We start from the raw sequence: 16,125 nt of genomic DNA on the forward strand, positions 1-16,125 counted from the left end.
GGGCCGGCCTGGGATCATGGTGAGGATGCGCAGCGGCAGATGGTCCCGGCTGAACCCCCGCAACCCTGGGAGCAGGTAGATCTCCTGAGTCTGATGCAGGCTCCACCGGCAGAGGTGCCTGCCGCTGCCGCTGTTGAGTCGTTTGATCAACCCTTGGGTGAATCACTGCAAGTAGCGGCTCAACCACCAGCCGATCAAAGCGCTGAGGCTCTGCCCGCCCCTAAACCAAGGCCGACAGCAGCTGTGGGCGAGCCGCAGCGGCTGTTGATTCTCGATACCGAAACCACTGGTCTTGATCCTCAGTGTGATCGTTGCATCGAGGTGGGGGCTGTGCTGTTTGATGTGCCGCGCCGCTCAGTGCTGAGCCAGGTGTCGTTCCTGCTCCCCTGTGAGCAGAACCCTGCCCAGGCGGTGAACGGCATCGATCCGACCTTGACCCGTCAGCCCCAGCCCTGGCAACAGGGGCTGCAGTGGTTTGAAGCGCTGCTGGCTACGGCAGATCTCGTGGTGGCTCACAACGCCGCTTTTGATCGCCAGTGGTTTGGCATGGCGCCGCTGCCGCCGGTTGAGAAACCTTGGCTGTGCACCATGGATGACATCCGCTGGCCGGCCGAGCGCCATCTGCGTTCCAGTCCTTCTGTTCGCGATCTCGCCCTGGCTTACAGCGTGCCGGTATGGGCGGCCCATCGAGCTTTAACCGACTGTATTTATTTGGCTCAGGTGTTTGAACGCTGCAGTGATCTCGAGCAGCTGCTTGCTCAGGGTCTTGAACCGCGCCGCCTCTACAGGGCACGCTTGTCTTACGACGAGCGTCACAAGGCCCGTGAGGCCGGTTTCCGCTGGAATGAACCGGTGAACGGCGCCTGGAGCCGAAAGCTGTCTGAGCGGGAAGTGGCTTTGTTGCCTTTTCCGGTGGTTCCCGTGGATGGAGAGCAGCAGCGCCGTACGGCCTGATCGGCAATCTTGGCTGCTGCTCAGCACTGGTTTTGCTTCAGCAACAAGAAGGCGACATGCTGGTTTGGTGCAGCTCTGCCTGGAATTGCCATGGTGTGGATGAAGCTTTGCGGTGAGCATCCATGGCTGTTTCAGCGCGCGGTCATCCCCGCCATCCCCCAGGGGTGCACCAACGGGTGCAGCGCTGGCAGGACACCCGCACCTGGGCACGTCTGATCCGCGAGGCCGAGGCTCTCTGGCACGTGAATGTGCGTGACCTGCGCAGGCTCGGTGCCCTGGAGCTGTCCCAGCTGCTGGAGGAGGTGCCGCCGGCCCTGCGCCCCCGGGTGAATCGTTGGCTGGCTTGCTATCGGGTTCACACGCGCCTGCAGTAAGGCTGCCGGTGTTGTGTCCGGCATAAAAAAACCACCCTTGTGGGGTGGTTCAGGAGCCGGTTGAAATCGGAGCGGCGGGATTTGAACCCACGACCCCCACTACCCCAAAGTGGTGCGCTACCAAGCTGCGCTACGCCCCGGCCAGAAAGAAATTATCACAGCGCCTTCCCTCGCCTGGCCTGGATTTTGCGTAGAAGGGAGCTGCTCAGCTCCTCGCGATTCAGGCCGCTATAACCCCAAAGCCGTAGCTCCTTGGCCAGCTGGCGCAGATCCCTGAGATTCATGGCTGCCAGCCGCAGTTCAGGGATGCGTTGCCAGGCAGATGCGGGCATGGGCAGCAGGCTGCCTTCACGGCCCTGGCGTAGTCCGGAGAGCGCTCCATCAGCCATCCACTCGGGCACGAGCACAAACAGCACCGCCAGCAGGCCATAGAGCTCCACCAGCCCCCGAGGCAGCGGATGCAGCTGGCGCTGGGGCTTGGGATTCACGCTGAACGAGAAAGGAGGCGAAGGCCGATCGGCCGAGTGGGCATTGTCCCCCAGATTCAGATCAGAGGACTGCCGCTCTGGTTGCTTGGGGCGGATTGGATAGGAGTGGTCGGGGCTGAGTCGCGCCACTGGAGGGCTGGCGCGGTGTCGGGCGCTAACCGCACAAACCAAAACACCAGCGCAAACACCAGGCCCAGGGTGATGAGCATCCCGAGGATCATGGTGCGGTCGGGGAGTGGATTCATGGCTGGGTGATCACGCTTGATCGGTGCGGGTGCACTGCAGTTTGCGGCGACCCTGCTCGAGGGTGAGGTTGTCGCCCCAAAGGATCAGCTCCATCCCGTCGGTCGCGAAGCGCAGGCCAGGTTGGCTGCTGGCAACGCGGAAGAGGGTGAAACGGCTGCGCCCACTGATCAGCGATGCCTGGGCGTCGTTGCGTTCCACCACCACGCTCCCTTGATCACCGCAGAGGAATCGATCACGGGTGTCGTAGTCCTCCCACCAGGGGCTGCTAACAGCGAGGAGCGATAGCAGCAGATGGCCAATCACAAGCGAATCGGGGTGTTGTCACCCCGCAGCACGCAGTGGTCGATCGACCAGTCGAAGTGGCTCCACACCGAGGCGGGCAGCTTGTAGTGGGAGCCTTCGAAGCCATCGAGCAGCACGCCACTGGGACGAGCTGAGCAGTAAGGGCGGCTGCCGGGGCGGGCCAAATACTGCTGGTGGTAGGTCTCTGCAAAGAAGAACGGCTTGTTGGTAGCGATCTCGGTGGTGATGGTGCTCTTGCCAGAGGCGTTGAGGAGTTGCTGGTAGCGATCACGGGAGGCCTGGGCAACCATCAGCAGCCCAGGCTCGTTCACATAGATCGCGGAGCGGTATTGGGTGCCGGTGTCGTTGCCCTGGCCCATGCCCTGGGTGGGGTCGTGGCATTCCCAGAACAGCTTGAGCAGATCACTGAAATCAATCGCGTTCACGTCCCACACCACGCGCACTGCTTCGGTGTGGCCGGTGCGGCCGGAGCACACCTCTTCGTAGGTGGGGTTGGGGGTGAAGCCGCCGGCGTAGCCGACGGCTGTGCTGATCACGCCGGGCAGGCGCCAAAAACCCTTCTCAGCACCCCAGAAGCAACCGCAGCCAAACAGAGTTTCCTGTTGGCTCGTGCTCAGCGGGGCCTTCAGCGCGGTCCCGAGCACCACGTGCCTCTCGGCCGTGGCGATGGGATCGGGGCGGCCGGCTAGGGCGGCGTCTGGTGCAACGAGCTGGCTCTTTGATCCGCCCAGTCCTTCAAACAGTCCAAACACTGTTGCCGCAGCCTTAGTCAAGCTTCAGCCTACGGCGCTGAACCTTGCGTTGTGCCTGGATCCAACGCGATGTGGTTCAGGAGTGTGGTGGTGAACGCGAACAGCAGGAACGGCAGCGAGAGCACCAGAATCAGCCCAACACCCACCAGGGCGAATAAGGGTTTGCTGGCACCCATCAGGGCCAGTCCTGCCGCCAGGCTCACGACCATCACCAGCATCCAAATCAAGATCTGGCCGTAGATGTCTCCGAAGGTGAGCGTGCAGCGGAGGCGGTAGGGCACACCGGTGGTCATGGCAGCGGCGCGGAGCGTCAGCACCAGCTAAGCCACGCCGGAGTGGCTTGTCTGCCGCCAGGTACAGAACTTGACGAGCGTGGCGCTATGCCGCCTGGCTTAGCTGTTGTTCGGCCTGCTCTCGCTCCCAAAGGCGGCGGTAGGTGCCGCTCTGCTGCACCAGTTCGTTGTGGTGGCCTTCCTGCACGAGGCGGCCACTGTCCATCACCAGGATCCGGTCGCAGGCGGCTGCGGCGGAAAGCTGGTGGCTGATCATCAAGATGGTGCGGTCCTGTTGGCTGCGCACCGACTGCAGGATGTCGGCAGCGGTGTTGTTGTCCACGCTGGCCAGGGCATCGTCGAGCACCAGCAGAGGCGCCTGCACCAGCAGGGCCCTGCCCAGGGCCGTTCGTTGGCGCTGGCCGCCGCTGAGCGTGATGCCGCGCTCACCCACGAGGGTGCCATAGCCATCGGGGAAGCCGCGAATGTCGCCTTCAAGCCGTGCCTGAACGGCCGCCTGCTCCACCTCCTCCAGCGCTGCGCTGGGTTCGCCGTAGCGCAGGTTGTCCGCCAGGCTGGCCGTGAACAGATAGCCCTCCTGCGGCACCAGCGCTACCTGGCGGCGCAGGTCCTCAAGATCCACCGCGGTGATGTCGGTGCCATTGAGATAGAGGGCATCGCTGGGAACCTCCACCATGCGGCCAAGGGCGCGCGCCAGGGTGGTTTTGCCACAGCCAACCGGCCCCACCACGGCCACCAGTTCACCGGGCTCAAGCCGGAAGCTCACATGCTCAAGGGCCAACCGTTCGGCATCGGGGTAGCGAACGCTGAGGTTGCGTGCTTCCACCGCTGCGGCACGGCGGCCAGGTCGCAGCGGTGCGGCGATGGGTTGGGGTTTGGCCGGTGAGGTGACCCTGGGCTTACGGCGCAGGAGCTCCTCCACCCGCTCCAGGCTCACCTGACCGGTCTGGAATGTGTTGAGCGTGAACCCCAGCAGAGCTGTGGGGAAGACCAGACGCTCCACATAAAGGATCAGGGCCACCAGATCACCGATGCTCAGCCTGCCCGTTGCCAGTTGGCCGCTTCCCAGCGCCAGCAGCAGCAGCAGGCTCACTGAGGAGATGCCCTCGAGCAGAGGGAACAGGGTGCTGCGGGTGCGGGCCAGCTGCAGAGCGTCGTCGCGGTAGCGGCGATTGCGTTCGGCGAAGGCCTGACGTTCTGTGGCCTCCTGGCCGTAAATCTTGATGGCGTTGATGCCGGAGAGGTCTTCTTGGATCAGGTCGCTGAGCTGGGCCAGGGCCTCTTGTTGCCGCCGCTGCTGGCGCATCATTCGACCACCAAATAGGCGAACGGTGACCAACATCAACGGGTACAGCCCCACAGCCGCCAGGCTCAGCAGCGGATCGATCGCCAGCATTGCTGGCAGGGTGAGCGTGTAGGCCAGCAGCGTGTTGGTGAGGCTGAGCACGGCGAAGCCCAGCAGGCGTCGCACGTTTTCCACGTCACTGGTGGCGCGGCTGATCACTTCCCCGCTGCCAGTGCTCTGCACCCAGCCCGGTTCCTGGCGCAGCGTTTGATCAAAGATCTGCTGCTTGAGGGAGGCCTCGACTTGACGGCCCACACCGAACACCAGCATCCGGGACCACAGCCGCATTCCCCCCATCAGCGTGGCTAGGACAATGATCAGCGCGGCCTGCTGCAGCACGTCGCTGAACGTGAATCCGTCTTGCAGGTCGTCGATCACGCGCCGCACCAGCAACGGAAGCGTGACGCTCAGCAGGTTCACCACGACCAGAGCGGCCATGCCCACCAGCACCGTGCGGCGATAGGGCCGCAGGTAGCGCCCGATCAACCCGAACCGGATGGCTGCCATGACGCTCCACAAGAAGCTGCCAACCTAAGGAGCCAAACCCCTAGCGAGTGTTGTGCCCACGAGCGACCAGCCTGAGCAGCAGCATCCTCTTTATGGCTCCGATCGCGAGCTCGTGGATGCGCTGCTGGCCACCCAACAGCCCCAAGACGCGCAGCTGGTGGACCTCGGCCGCCTGTTGATGCGCTACGCCGGCTTTCCCGGTGCTCTTGATCTTCAAGATGACCTGGAGAAAACCTTGCGTCTGTGGGGCCTAAGCCACCAGGAGCTCAATCAGCGCTGCCGCGCTATCTGGTCTGGCGGTTATCGCCCAGGCGCTGAAGCCCAGGAGCAAGCCGTGGGCTCCGGCTTCGATACCGCTGATCAAGACAGCCCCTGATCCGCTTTTTCTGCTACATCAGGCCCAATTGACCTGCTCCCATGGCTGCAGCCCCGTCCTGGCCCGCCCTGCTGGAGCAGTTGCTGCAGGGACGATCCCTCCAGAACGAGCAGGCCACTGCTCTGATGCAGGCCTGGCTGGCTGAAGAGTTGGAGCCGGTGCTGACGGGAGCCCTACTGGCGGCCTTGCGGGCCAAGGGCGTGAACGGTGAGGAATTGGCTGGCATGGCCCATGTGCTTCGCCAGGCCTGCCCGCTGCCCGGCCCCAGGCCGGCTCTGCGCCTGGTGGATACCTGTGGCACCGGCGGCGATGGTGCCAACACCTTCAACATCTCTACAGCTGTGGCATTTGTGGCTGCCGCCTGCGGCGCCCATGTGGCCAAGCACGGAAACCGCAGCGCCAGCGGCAAGGTGGGCTCGGCTGATGTGCTCGAAGCGGCCGGCCTCAACCTCAAAGCGCCTGCGGCCCAAGTGGTGGCTGCGCTGGAGCCGACTGGTGTCAGCTTTTTGTTTGCGCCGGCCTGGCATCCAGCTCTGGTGGGCCTCGCACCTTTGCGCCGTGCCCTCGGCGTGCGCACTGTGTTCAACCTGTTGGGCCCCTTGGTGAATCCTCTCCGACCCGATGCGCAGGTGCTGGGGGTAGGGGCGGCTGATCTTCTCGATCCGATGGCTGATGCCCTTGTTCGCCTCGGATTGCAGCGCGCCGTGGTGGTGCATGGCCATGGGGGCTTGGATGAAGCTTCCCTGTCGGGCCCGAGCCAACTGCGGTTGATCGAAGGGGGGCAGGTGCGCTCCGAAACGTTGATCCCTGAGGCGGTAGGCCTCGCGGCGGCACCGATGCAAGCGCTGGTGGGCGGCGACCTCGCCGACAACCAAGCGATCCTTGAGGCGGTGCTACAGGGTCGTGCCACCGTCCCCCAGCGGCATGTGGTGGCCCTCAACACCGCGCTGGTGCTCTGGGCTTCGGGTCTAGCGGAATCCGTGCAGGTTGCTGTGCCGAGAGCGCTGGAGGCCATGGGCAGCGGAGCGGCCTGGCAGCGGTTTGAGCAACTGCGTTCGGCCTTGGATGTGACAGCCAGCTGAACCGCTGAAGGGGATGATGGGCTGATGACCACAGCTCCTTCCTCCTCCCCCGCTTTGCTGGTGCTGGCCGATGGCCTGGTGCTGCGCGGTGAAGCGTTTGGTGCCACCGGGACAGCGGTTGGCGAGGTGGTGTTCAACACCGGCATGAGCGGTTATCAGGAGGTGATGACCGACCCCAGCTATTCCGGCCAGTTGGTGACCTTCACCTATCCGGAGCTGGGCAACACCGGGGTGAATAGCGCTGATCAGGAGGCTGATGCCCCCCACGTGCGTGGGGTGATCGCCAGGGAACTGGCACCCGTTCCCAGCAACTGGCGCAGTGAATCCAGCCTGGATTCCTGGCTCAACCGCCATCAAGTGGTGGGTATCCGTGGCATCGACACCCGCGCCTTGGTGCGTCACCTCCGCGAAGGCGGTGCGATGAATGGCGCGATCAGCACCGATGGCACCACACCCCAGGTGCTGCTGGAACAGGTTCGCTCTGCTCCTTCGATGGCTGGCCTCAACCTGGCGCAGCGGGTGACGACCGACCGTGTTTACAACTGGGATGCGCTCTGTTCCGCCCGCTTCGATCAGCGCCTGCAGAGCATCCCGGCTGAGCCCTACCGGGTGGTGGCGATTGATTTCGGCATCAAACGGGCAATCCTGGAGCGCCTGGCAGCGCACGGCTGCGCCGTGACGGTGCTGCCGGCGGATACCACGCTCGATCAGGTGCTAGCCCACAACCCCGAGGGTGTGTTCCTCTCCAACGGTCCTGGTGATCCTGCCGCCGTGACCAGCGGCATTGAGCTGGCTCGTGCATTGCTGCAACAGAGCGATCTGCCACTGTTTGGCATCTGCCTCGGTCACCAGATCTTGGGGCTGGCGATGGGCGGGAGCACCTACAAGCTCGGCTACGGCCACCGCGGCCTCAACCATCCCTGCGGCAGTCCCGGTGTGGTGGAGATCACCAGCCAAAACCACGGCTTTGCCATCGACGCCACATCGCTGCCATCCGATGCGGTGGAGGTCACCCACTTCAACCTCAATGACCGCACCGTGGCGGCCCTGGCGCACCGCCAAAAGCCTGTGTTCGGGGTGCAATACCACCCAGAAGCGAGCCCAGGTCCCCACGACGCCGACCACCACTTCGGACGCTTTGCTGTGCTCATGGCCGAACGCCGCTAGTCATCCATTCCGGTTTGTTTCGGTCCTGTCGGTTCCGAAAACCGTCACTACACTGCAAGCGCCCCAAACGTCAGAGGTCAGGAGCCATCACTGATCTGCAGCGATTGACCGTGTCTCTGCGCGGTGGCTATCAGCAGCAGGACGGCTGTCTGCTGTTCAGCTTCACCGGCCAGCTGGATGCCTATTCCGAGAAGCAGTTTCTCGCCTTCATCACCGATCACCTCACCAGCACACCTCAGCCGCTGGTGGTTGATCTCAGCAAGATCGATTTCATCGACTCCTCCGGCCTCGGAGCTTTGGTGCATATGGCCAAGCTCTGCAACGACCAGGCCATGCAATTTGTGGTTGTGGGGAATGCCCGCGTTGTTCAGACGGTGAAACTGGTGAGGCTTGAGCAGTTTCTCCATCTCCAGCCCGACCTCGATACAGCCCTCGGAGCCATCGCCGCCTGAGTGGCTTCTGGCCGTTCCGGCCAGCCCCATGCACGCTGAGCTAGGTCCCCTGCAGTTGGCCTGGCTTGGCGACGCTGTGTGGGAGCTCCATCAGCGCCTACGCCACTGCCGCAGCCCTGGCCGCAGCGCTGATCTGCACCGGGCTGTGGTGGCTGCGGTGCGCGCTGATGCACAGGCGGCGGCCCTGGCTGTGCTGCAACGTGATGGCCTGCTCACGCAGGAGGAGCTAGAGCTGGTACGGAAAGGCCGCAACCGTGCCGGCCGTGGACCCCGCAAAGGCGAGGCCGGCATTTATGGCCGGGCAACGGGGTTTGAGACAATGGTTGGCTGGCTCTTTCTTCAAGACCCCAGCCGCCTTGCCCAGCTGCTGGCACACCTCGAGAACGCCGACCCGATAACCCCTTTGCCCGCTGACTGAATGAGCCCCCGTTTTGATCGCCGCAGGGACCAGGGCCAGGGCTCGGGGCCGGCGGGATCGCGCCCCGGTCGCCCTGGTCGACCCGATTCACGCGGCGGCTCCCGTCGTCCATTTGCCCCTCGCGGCGAATGGCGGCCCGACCGTACGGCAGGTGGTGAGCGCAGCGAGCGTGCCGATCGTCCCTCCTTCAGCCGGCGGCCGGAGCGTGGAGATCGCCCTCGCCCGGAGCGTTACGGCGAGCGCTCCCGCCCCGAACGCCGTTTCGATACACCCCGCTACGGCGGTGATGAGACAGTCCGCTCGGATCGTCCTCCCTCGGATCGTCCCCGCTTCGATCGTCCTCGCTTTGATAGCCCCCGCGGCAGTGGTAGCCGCAGCGGTAGTGAGCGGCGTCCGGGCCGTCCTAATGGCCAGGGCCGTCCCACTGGCCGCCCCAATGGCCGGTCCTCCTTCCAGGACCGCCGCTTTGATCGCCGCCCCCTGAGCGGTGATCGCGATCAGGCCCCGCCCAGCCGGCCGCTGATCGTTGACGCCCCCAGTGGCGAATCAGACCGCTTCAACGCTGGCCCTGCTGATGATCTGATCTGGGGGCGCCATGCCGCTCAGGCTGCCTTGGAGAGCGATCGGCCCATCCATCGGATCTGGTGCACGCCCGAGATGCGCTTCCAGCCCCGCTTCATGCAGCTGCTGCGCGAAGCCAAGGCCGGCGGCGTTTTGGTGGAAGAAGTCACCTGGTCGCGTCTCGGCCAGCTCACCGATGGTGCGGTGCACCAGGGCATCGTGCTTCAGGCCGCCGCAGCCGATACGCTCGACCTCGGCAGCCTGATCGACGGCTGCCGCAGCCTCGGCGAACCGCCGCTGCTGATGGCCCTCGATGGCATCACCGATCCCCATAACCTCGGCGCCATCGTGCGCAGTGCGGAAGCCCTCGGTGCACACGGTTTGGTCTTGCCGCAGCGCCGTAGTGCCGGGCTAACCGGTTCGGTGGCCAAGGTGGCCGCCGGAGCCCTTGAACATCTGCCTGTGGCCCGGGTGGTGAACCTCAATCGCTCCCTGGAAACCTTGAAGGAGGAGGGGTACCGCGTGGTCGGCCTGGCTGGTGAGGCCGGCGTGGCTCTGAGCGAGGCCGATCTAGACGGCCCGCTGGTGATTGTCACCGGCTCCGAAGGCTCCGGCCTCTCGATGCTCACCCGCAAACATTGCGATCAGCTCGTGCGCATTCCCCTGCGCGGTGCCACCCCCAGCCTCAATGCCTCTGTAGCTACCGCGATGGTGCTCTACGAGGTGGCCCGTCGCGGCTGGATGAAGCAGATCACCGGCTCAGCTCCCGCCCCACGCATCGTGCGGCCCCAGATCGCTTCAGCGCCGATTGCCGCACCGGAGGCTGTCAACCCGGTACCGGAACCGGAAACAGAAGCGAATCCGGTACCCAACCCGGAACAAGAACAGCAACCTGAGCTTGAGCCCATGCTCCAGCTTCATCAGGAGGCACCAGCCTTCACCGCTGAGCAGAGCGCAGCGGCCCAGCAGCTGGTGGATGAGGTGGTGCTCAGCCTGGCCCCCAAGGGTCCGGAGAGCTTCTCGGGCGACATCAAGCTCTGAATGCTGCGTCTGGCGGTTTCCCCGCCACAATGAGTCCACTGTTCACCACACCGATGACCACCCTGTTCCAGCCCCTGCGCAGCGTTGCCAACGGGCTTGGTCTGGCCTGGTGGGCCCGGGTGGAGTCCCGCCAGCCGGATGTCACCTACTGGTTTGGCCCTTACGTCCGTCGCAGCAGCCTGGAGGAGGCCCTCCCTCCTTTCCTGGCAGATCTTCGCAGTGAAGGTGCCGCTGAGGTGAACCACAGCCTGCTGCGCACGCGCCGGGGTGAACCTCTCACCATCAGTGCCGACTGATAGCGTCGACCCCTGGATCTGCAAGTGGGTTGATGGGTATCGCCGAGTGGCGCGAGCAGCTCAAGCGCGGTGACGTGTCCGCCCGCGAGCTCACCGACCACCACCTCAGCCGCATCGAGGCGGTTGAGCCCATCATCAATGCCTACACGGAGGTCACCGCCGAGCGGGCCCGGGCAGACGCCGATCGTATCGATGCGGCCCGTTCTGCCGGCGAGGCTCTGCCGCCCCTTGCCGGTGTCCCCCTGGCGATCAAGGACAACCTCTGCACCCGGGGTGTTCGCACCAGCTGCTCCAGCCGCATGCTGGAGACCTTTGTTCCCCCCTACGAATCCACCGTGACCTCCCGCCTCTGGGGCGCCGGTGCTGTGCTCTTGGGTAAGACCAATCTCGATGAGTTCGCCATGGGCAGCTCCACCGAGACGTCTGTGTTCGGCCCCAGCCGTAATCCCTGGAATACAGACAAGGTCCCTGGAGGAAGTTCCGGGGGGAGCGCCGCCGCTGTGGCTGCTGGTGAATGCGTGGGATCGCTCGGCTCGGATACCGGCGGTTCCATTCGCCAGCCTGCTGCTTTCTGCGGCGTGGTGGGACTGAAGCCCACCTACGGCCGGGTGAGCCGCTACGGCCTGGTGGCCTTCGCCAGCTCCCTCGATCAAGTGGGCCCGATTGCCACCAATGTGGCTGATGCCGCCGAACTGCTCCAGGTGATTGCAGGTGAAGATCCTCGTGATTCCACCTGCCTCAAGGCCCCTGTCCCCAATTACACAGCTGCGCTGCAGCAGCCGGTGGCAGGTCTGAAGGTGGGGATCGTGCGCGAATGCTTTGAAGCCGAAGGCCTCGACCCTGAGGTCAAGTCCTCGGTGATGGCGGCTGCCAATCAGCTCGAGGCTCTCGGTTGCGAGCTGGTGGATCTGAGTTGCCCGCGCTTTAACGACGGCATCGCCACTTATTACGTGATCGCCCCTTCGGAGGCCTCAGCCAATCTGGCTCGCTACGACGGTGTGAAATACGGCTATCGCGCCCAAGACGCCGCCAGTCTTGCGGAGATGACCGCCAGCAGCCGCGCCGAAGGTTTTGGTGATGAGGTGAAGCGCCGCATCTTGATCGGCACCTATGCACTCTCGGCGGGCTATGTCGACGCCTACTACAAGAAGGCTCAGCAGGTGCGCACCCTGATTCGCCGTGATTTCGATCGCGCCTTCCAATCAGTGGATGTGCTGCTCACCCCCACATCTCCCACCACGGCCTTCGGTTTCGGGGCTCACAGCGAAGATCCGCTGGCGATGTACCTCGCCGACTTGCTCACCATCCCTGCCAACATGGCCGGGATGCCTGCCATCAGCTTGCCCTGCGGTTTCGATGGTGCCGGCTTGCCGATCGGGTTGCAGTTGATCACTGGTGTGCTGCAGGAGGAGCGTCTGCTGCAGGTGGCCTGGCATTACGAGCAGGCAGCTCGGGTGATGCAACAGCGTCCTACTGCTGCTCTGGTGCCCTGAAAGCACTACATCTGGTGGTCTGCCCTTAGCCTGGAACCAGCACCACCCCGCGCTGCCGCCGTTGGCCTTCGTTCCGCTTCATAACCACAGCGACTACAGCCTCCTGGATGGAGCCAGTCAGCTGCCGTCGATGGTGAAGCGGGCCGAAGAGCTGGGGATGCCGGCCCTGGCGCTCACCGACCACGGTGTGATGTACGGCGCCATCGAGCTGCTCAAGCTCTGCAAGGGCACCTCGGTGAAGCCGATCATCGGCAATGAGATGTATGTCATCAATGGCTCCCTTGATGACCCCAATCCACCGAAGAAAGAGCGCCGCTACCACCTGGTGGTGTTGGCCAAGAATGCGGTGGGCTACCGCAACCTGGTGAAGCTCACCAGCATCAGCCATCTGCGCGGCATGCGCGGGCGCGGCATCTTCTCTCGCGCCTGCATCGACAAGCCCACGCTCGAGCAATACAGCGAAGGCCTGATCGTGGCAACCGCCTGCCTGGGCGGCGAGCTTTCACAGGCGATTCTGCGCAACCGTCCCGACGTGGCCCGCGAGGTCGCTGCTTGGTACAAGAGCGTGTTCGGTGACGACTTCTACCTCGAGATCCAGGACCACGGCTCGCCGGAAGACCGAATTGTGAATGTGGAGATGGTGCGCATCTCCCGTGAGCTGGGCATTCCTCTGGTCGCCACCAACGACGCCCACTACCTCACCAGCAACGACGCCGAAGCGCACGACGCGCTGCTCTGCATCCTCACTGGCAAGCTTGTCTCCGACGAGAAACGCCTGCGCTATACCGGCACCGAATACATCAAGGGTGAGCAGGAGATGCTCGCTCTGTTCTCCGATCATCTCGAGCCGGATGTTGTGGCGGAAGCCGTTGCCAATACGGCCCGGGTGGCGGAGAAGGTTGAGGACTACGACATCCTTGGCCGCTATCAGATGCCCCGCTTCCCGATTCCGGAGGGGCACACGCCGGTGAGCTACTTGCGCGAGGTCAGCGAACAGGGCCTGCGTGCCCGGCTCAACCTGCCCGAGGCAGAAGCCTTCACCCCTGACTACGGCGAACGGCTCACCTTTGAGCTGCAGGTGATGGAGCAGATGGGCTTTCCTACCTACTTCCTGGTGGTGTGGGACTACATCCGCTTCGCCCGCGATCACGGCATTCCGGTGGGCCCCGGCCGTGGTTCAGCCGCCGGCTCGTTGGTGGCCTACGCCCTGGGGATCACCAACATCGATCCGGTCACCAACGGGCTGCTGTTTGAGCGTTTCCTCAATCCCGAGCGCAAGTCGATGCCTGATATCGACACCGACTTCTGCATCGAGCGCCGCGGCGAGGTGATCGACTACGTGACCCGCCGCTATGGCGAAGAGAAAGTTGCGCAGATCATCACCTTCAACCGGATGACGTCCAAGGCGGTGCTCAAAGACGTGGCTCGTGTGCTCGACATCCCCTATGGCGATGCTGATCGCCTGGCCAAGCTGATTCCAGTGGTGCGGGGTAAGCCCGCCAAGCTCAAGGAGATGATCGGCGACGAATCACCGGCGCCCGAATTCCGCGAGAAATATCAGAACGATCCCCAGGTGAAACGCTGGGTGGATATGGCGATGCGGATCGAAGGCACCAACAAAACCTTCGGTGTACACGCCGCTGGTGTGGTGATTGCCGCTGATCCCCTCGATGAAGTGGTGCCATTGCAGCGCAACAACGACGGCCAGGTGATCACCCAGTACTTCATGGAAGACGTGGAGTCGATGGGGCTGCTGAAGATGGATTTCCTTGGCCTCAAGAACCTCACCATGATCGACAAGACCATCGATCTGGTTGAGCAGAGCACCGGCGAGAAGCTCGATCCCGATGCCCTCCCCCTGAATGATCCAGGCACCTACGGCCTGCTGGCGCGCGGTGACCTCGAAGGCATCTTCCAGCTGGAATCGAGCGGCATGCGTCAGATCGTGCGTGACCTCAAACCCTCATCACTGGAAGATATTTCCTCGATTCTTGCTCTCTATCGACCCGGACCACTTGATGCCGGACTGATTCCCAAGTTCATCAACCGCAAGCACGGCCGCGAGGCGATTGATTTCGCTCACGCCAAACTGGAGCCGATCCTGCAGGAGACCTACGGGATCATGGTGTATCAGGAGCAGATCATGCGCATCGCGCAGGATCTAGCTGGCTACTCGCTTGGTGAGGCTGACCTGCTGCGCCGAGCGATGGGTAAGAAGAAGAAGAGCGAGATGGAGAAGCATCAGAGCCTCTTTGTCAACGGTGCGACCGAGCGCGGCGTGGATCCCAAGATCGCGGAGGCGCTGTTTGAGCAGATGGTGCTCTTCGCTGAATACTGCTTCAACAAGAGCCACTCCACCGCCTATGGCGCGGTGACGTATCAAACCGCCTACCTCAAAGCCCACTACCCAGTGGCTTACATGGCGGCGCTGCTCACGGTGAATGCCGGCACCACCGACAAGGTGCAGCGCTACATCTCCAATTGCAACGCCATGGGCATCGAGGTGATGCCGCCGGATGTGAATGCCTCAGGGATCGACTTCACCCCCGTTGGCGATCGCATCCTGTTTGGCCTCTCGGCCGTGCGCAACCTGGGCGACGGCGCCATCCGCGCTCTGCTGGAAGCTCGCAGCGGCGATGGCCCCTTCCGTTCGCTGGCGGATCTATGCGATCGCATCCCCGGCACCACGCTCAACCGCCGTTCCTTGGAGTCACTGATCCACTGCGGTGCTCTCGACGCTCTGGAGCCCGAGGCCAATCGTGCCCAGCTGATGGCCGATCTCGATCTGATGGTCGATTGGGCTGCTTCGCGTGCTCGCGACCGTGCCAGCGGCCAGGGCAACCTGTTCGACCTCCTGGGTGGTGGTAGCGATGCTGCTGCGTCAGCCGACGGCGGTGGTGATCTCAGCACGGCCCCGAAGGCGGCGCCGGTACCCGACTACCCGCCCACTGAAAAGCTGCGGCTGGAGAAAGAGCTGGTGGGCTTCTACCTCTCCGATCATCCGCTCAAGCAGCTCACTCGGCCTGTCCAGCTGCTCTCACCAGTGGGTCTTGGCAGCCTTGAGGAGCAAGCCGATAAAACGCGCGTGAGTGTGGTGGGGATGGTGGCTGCGTTGCGCCCGGTGACCACCCGCAAGGGTGACCGGATGGCTGTGCTGCAGGTGGAGGATCTCAGCGGCAGCTGCGAGGCGGTGGTCTTTCCCAAGACCTATGCCCGTCTGGCGGATCACCTGATGGTGGACGCTCGCCTGCTGATCTGGGCGTCAGTGGATCGCCGCGATGAGCAAGTGCAGCTGATCGTGGATGACTGCCGGGTGATCGATGAGCTCAAGGTGCTGCTGGTGGAGCTGGAGGGCAGTGAGGCCAGCGATATCGCTGTGCAGCACAAGCTGCGCGAGTGCCTCACTCTGCACCGCACTGAGAAGGATGAATCTGGTGTGAGGGTGCCGGTGGTGGCGATGGTGCATCACCACGACCAGACGCGTTTTGTGCGCCTAGGTCACCAGTTCTGCGTGCGCGACGGTGAGGCTGCTCTGAACAGCCTCGCTGCCCAGGCCTTCCGTGCCCGGCTCAGCTCGCCGCTGGTGGCCGCTTGATCGAGCTGCGCAGGCGGCTGATGTTCACACCGATTTGCTCCATGCCCAGCAGGCTGCCGGCACCCGGCTCCCAGCTGGCGGAGAGCACGCCATAGCTCAGCCCCACCAGTCCCAACAGAAAAAACCCTCCAGAGGTCACCAGGGTGACGCCGGGAGGGATGTCGAGGATGCCTTTGCTGACCAGCAGGTAGCTGCCCACAAAAGACGACATCCCAAGCACGCTGGGAATGCCGGTGGCGATGGCCACGCGACGGGCCATGCGATTGGCCACATAGTCGGGTATGCCCTGCTGTGGCCTGGCTTTGTTGAGGCTGGCAGGGGGTTGCGGTCCTAGACCGCCGCCGCCCATTGAGCGGGTGCGTTTGTTCCCCTTGGCTGCCAT

General features: G+C 63.8%; 18 protein-coding genes and 1 tRNA gene. 11 read left to right on the plus strand and 8 right to left on the minus strand.

Annotated features, from left to right (window positions below; all coding sequences use genetic code 11):
• Positions 1-93 precede the first annotated feature (93 nt).
• Both KJJ24_RS03470 and KJJ24_RS03475 read left to right on the plus strand, forming a co-directional pair.
• Positions 94-954, plus strand: a complete 861-nt coding sequence (locus tag KJJ24_RS03470; RefSeq protein ID WP_250544892.1) for a 3'-5' exonuclease — start codon at positions 94-96, stop codon at positions 952-954.
• 122 nt (positions 955-1,076) lie between these two features.
• Complete coding sequence (locus tag KJJ24_RS03475) at positions 1,077-1,328, plus strand: hypothetical protein (protein WP_214341132.1); 252 nt, start codon at positions 1,077-1,079, stop codon at positions 1,326-1,328.
• Between the two features lie 66 nt (positions 1,329-1,394).
• On the opposite strand, the gene KJJ24_RS03480 is transcribed toward KJJ24_RS03475, so the two are convergent.
• From KJJ24_RS03480 to KJJ24_RS03510, 7 genes are all read right to left on the minus strand, one after another.
• Positions 1,395-1,468: transfer RNA gene (locus tag KJJ24_RS03480), tRNA-Pro, on the minus strand.
• A gap of 15 nt (positions 1,469-1,483) precedes the next feature.
• On the minus strand, positions 1,484-1,816 hold the full coding sequence (locus tag KJJ24_RS03485) for a Rho termination factor N-terminal domain-containing protein (RefSeq protein ID WP_250544893.1): 333 nt from the start codon (positions 1,814-1,816) through the stop codon (positions 1,484-1,486).
• A gap of 56 nt (positions 1,817-1,872) precedes the next feature.
• Positions 1,873-2,061, minus strand: a complete 189-nt coding sequence (locus tag KJJ24_RS03490) for a hypothetical protein (protein ID WP_214341135.1) — start codon at positions 2,059-2,061, stop codon at positions 1,873-1,875.
• 10 nt (positions 2,062-2,071) lie between these two features.
• Positions 2,072-2,365, minus strand: a complete 294-nt coding sequence (locus KJJ24_RS03495) for a hypothetical protein (protein WP_250544894.1) — start codon at positions 2,363-2,365, stop codon at positions 2,072-2,074.
• A complete protein-coding gene (gene msrA, locus KJJ24_RS03500) occupies positions 2,362-3,117 on the minus strand; it encodes a peptide-methionine (S)-S-oxide reductase MsrA (protein ID WP_214343240.1) in 756 nt (251 codons plus the stop codon). The genes KJJ24_RS03495 and msrA overlap by 4 nt, the downstream gene beginning before the upstream one ends.
• Before the next feature lie 29 nt (positions 3,118-3,146).
• Positions 3,147-3,410: a hypothetical protein gene (locus tag KJJ24_RS03505; RefSeq protein WP_214343244.1), complete on the minus strand. Its 264-nt coding sequence runs from the start codon at positions 3,408-3,410 to the stop codon at positions 3,147-3,149.
• Positions 3,411-3,495: 85 nt separating this feature from the next.
• Positions 3,496-5,262, minus strand: coding sequence for an ABC transporter ATP-binding protein (locus KJJ24_RS03510; RefSeq protein ID WP_214341138.1), 1,767 nt, complete (start codon positions 5,260-5,262; stop codon positions 3,496-3,498).
• A gap of 52 nt (positions 5,263-5,314) precedes the next feature.
• Between KJJ24_RS03510 and KJJ24_RS03515 the strand changes: the two genes are divergently transcribed.
• From KJJ24_RS03515 to KJJ24_RS03555, 9 genes are all read left to right on the plus strand, one after another.
• Complete coding sequence (locus KJJ24_RS03515) at positions 5,315-5,638, plus strand: DUF3288 family protein (RefSeq protein ID WP_214341140.1); 324 nt, start codon at positions 5,315-5,317, stop codon at positions 5,636-5,638.
• A 41-nt stretch (positions 5,639-5,679) separates the two neighbouring features.
• The gene (gene trpD / locus KJJ24_RS03520; RefSeq protein WP_214341142.1) at positions 5,680-6,720 is read left to right on the plus strand and encodes an anthranilate phosphoribosyltransferase; all 1,041 of its coding nucleotides are present in this window, start codon (positions 5,680-5,682) and stop codon (positions 6,718-6,720) included.
• Positions 6,721-6,744: 24 nt separating this feature from the next.
• Complete coding sequence (gene carA / locus KJJ24_RS03525; RefSeq protein ID WP_214341144.1) at positions 6,745-7,887, plus strand: glutamine-hydrolyzing carbamoyl-phosphate synthase small subunit; 1,143 nt, start codon at positions 6,745-6,747, stop codon at positions 7,885-7,887.
• 104 nt (positions 7,888-7,991) lie between these two features.
• A complete protein-coding gene (locus KJJ24_RS03530) occupies positions 7,992-8,339 on the plus strand; it encodes an STAS domain-containing protein (RefSeq protein WP_214341145.1) in 348 nt (115 codons plus the stop codon).
• A gap of 28 nt (positions 8,340-8,367) precedes the next feature.
• Entirely contained in the window at positions 8,368-8,757 is a 390-nt protein-coding gene (locus KJJ24_RS03535; protein WP_214341147.1) for a ribonuclease III domain-containing protein, read from the plus strand.
• A complete protein-coding gene (gene rlmB / locus KJJ24_RS03540) occupies positions 8,758-10,359 on the plus strand; it encodes a 23S rRNA (guanosine(2251)-2'-O)-methyltransferase RlmB (RefSeq protein WP_214341149.1) in 1,602 nt (533 codons plus the stop codon). It begins immediately after the preceding gene.
• A 53-nt stretch (positions 10,360-10,412) separates the two neighbouring features.
• A complete protein-coding gene (locus KJJ24_RS03545; RefSeq protein WP_214343245.1) occupies positions 10,413-10,655 on the plus strand; it encodes a DUF1816 domain-containing protein in 243 nt (80 codons plus the stop codon).
• A 32-nt stretch (positions 10,656-10,687) separates the two neighbouring features.
• The gene (gatA, locus tag KJJ24_RS03550) at positions 10,688-12,148 is read left to right on the plus strand and encodes an Asp-tRNA(Asn)/Glu-tRNA(Gln) amidotransferase subunit GatA (RefSeq protein ID WP_214341151.1); all 1,461 of its coding nucleotides are present in this window, start codon (positions 10,688-10,690) and stop codon (positions 12,146-12,148) included.
• A 61-nt stretch (positions 12,149-12,209) separates the two neighbouring features.
• Positions 12,210-15,743 (plus strand): DNA polymerase III subunit alpha, encoded by a 3,534-nt coding sequence (locus KJJ24_RS03555; RefSeq protein WP_214341154.1) that lies wholly within the window; start codon positions 12,210-12,212, stop codon positions 15,741-15,743.
• On the opposite strand, the gene KJJ24_RS03560 is transcribed toward KJJ24_RS03555, so the two are convergent.
• Complete coding sequence (locus KJJ24_RS03560) at positions 15,718-16,125, minus strand: PAM68 family protein (RefSeq protein ID WP_214341157.1); 408 nt, start codon at positions 16,123-16,125, stop codon at positions 15,718-15,720. The genes KJJ24_RS03555 and KJJ24_RS03560 overlap by 26 nt on opposite strands.

Origin of the sequence: Synechococcus sp. LA31 (assembly GCF_018502385.1) — a bacterium.
Lineage (GTDB): Bacteria > Cyanobacteriota > Cyanobacteriia > PCC-6307 > Cyanobiaceae > Vulcanococcus.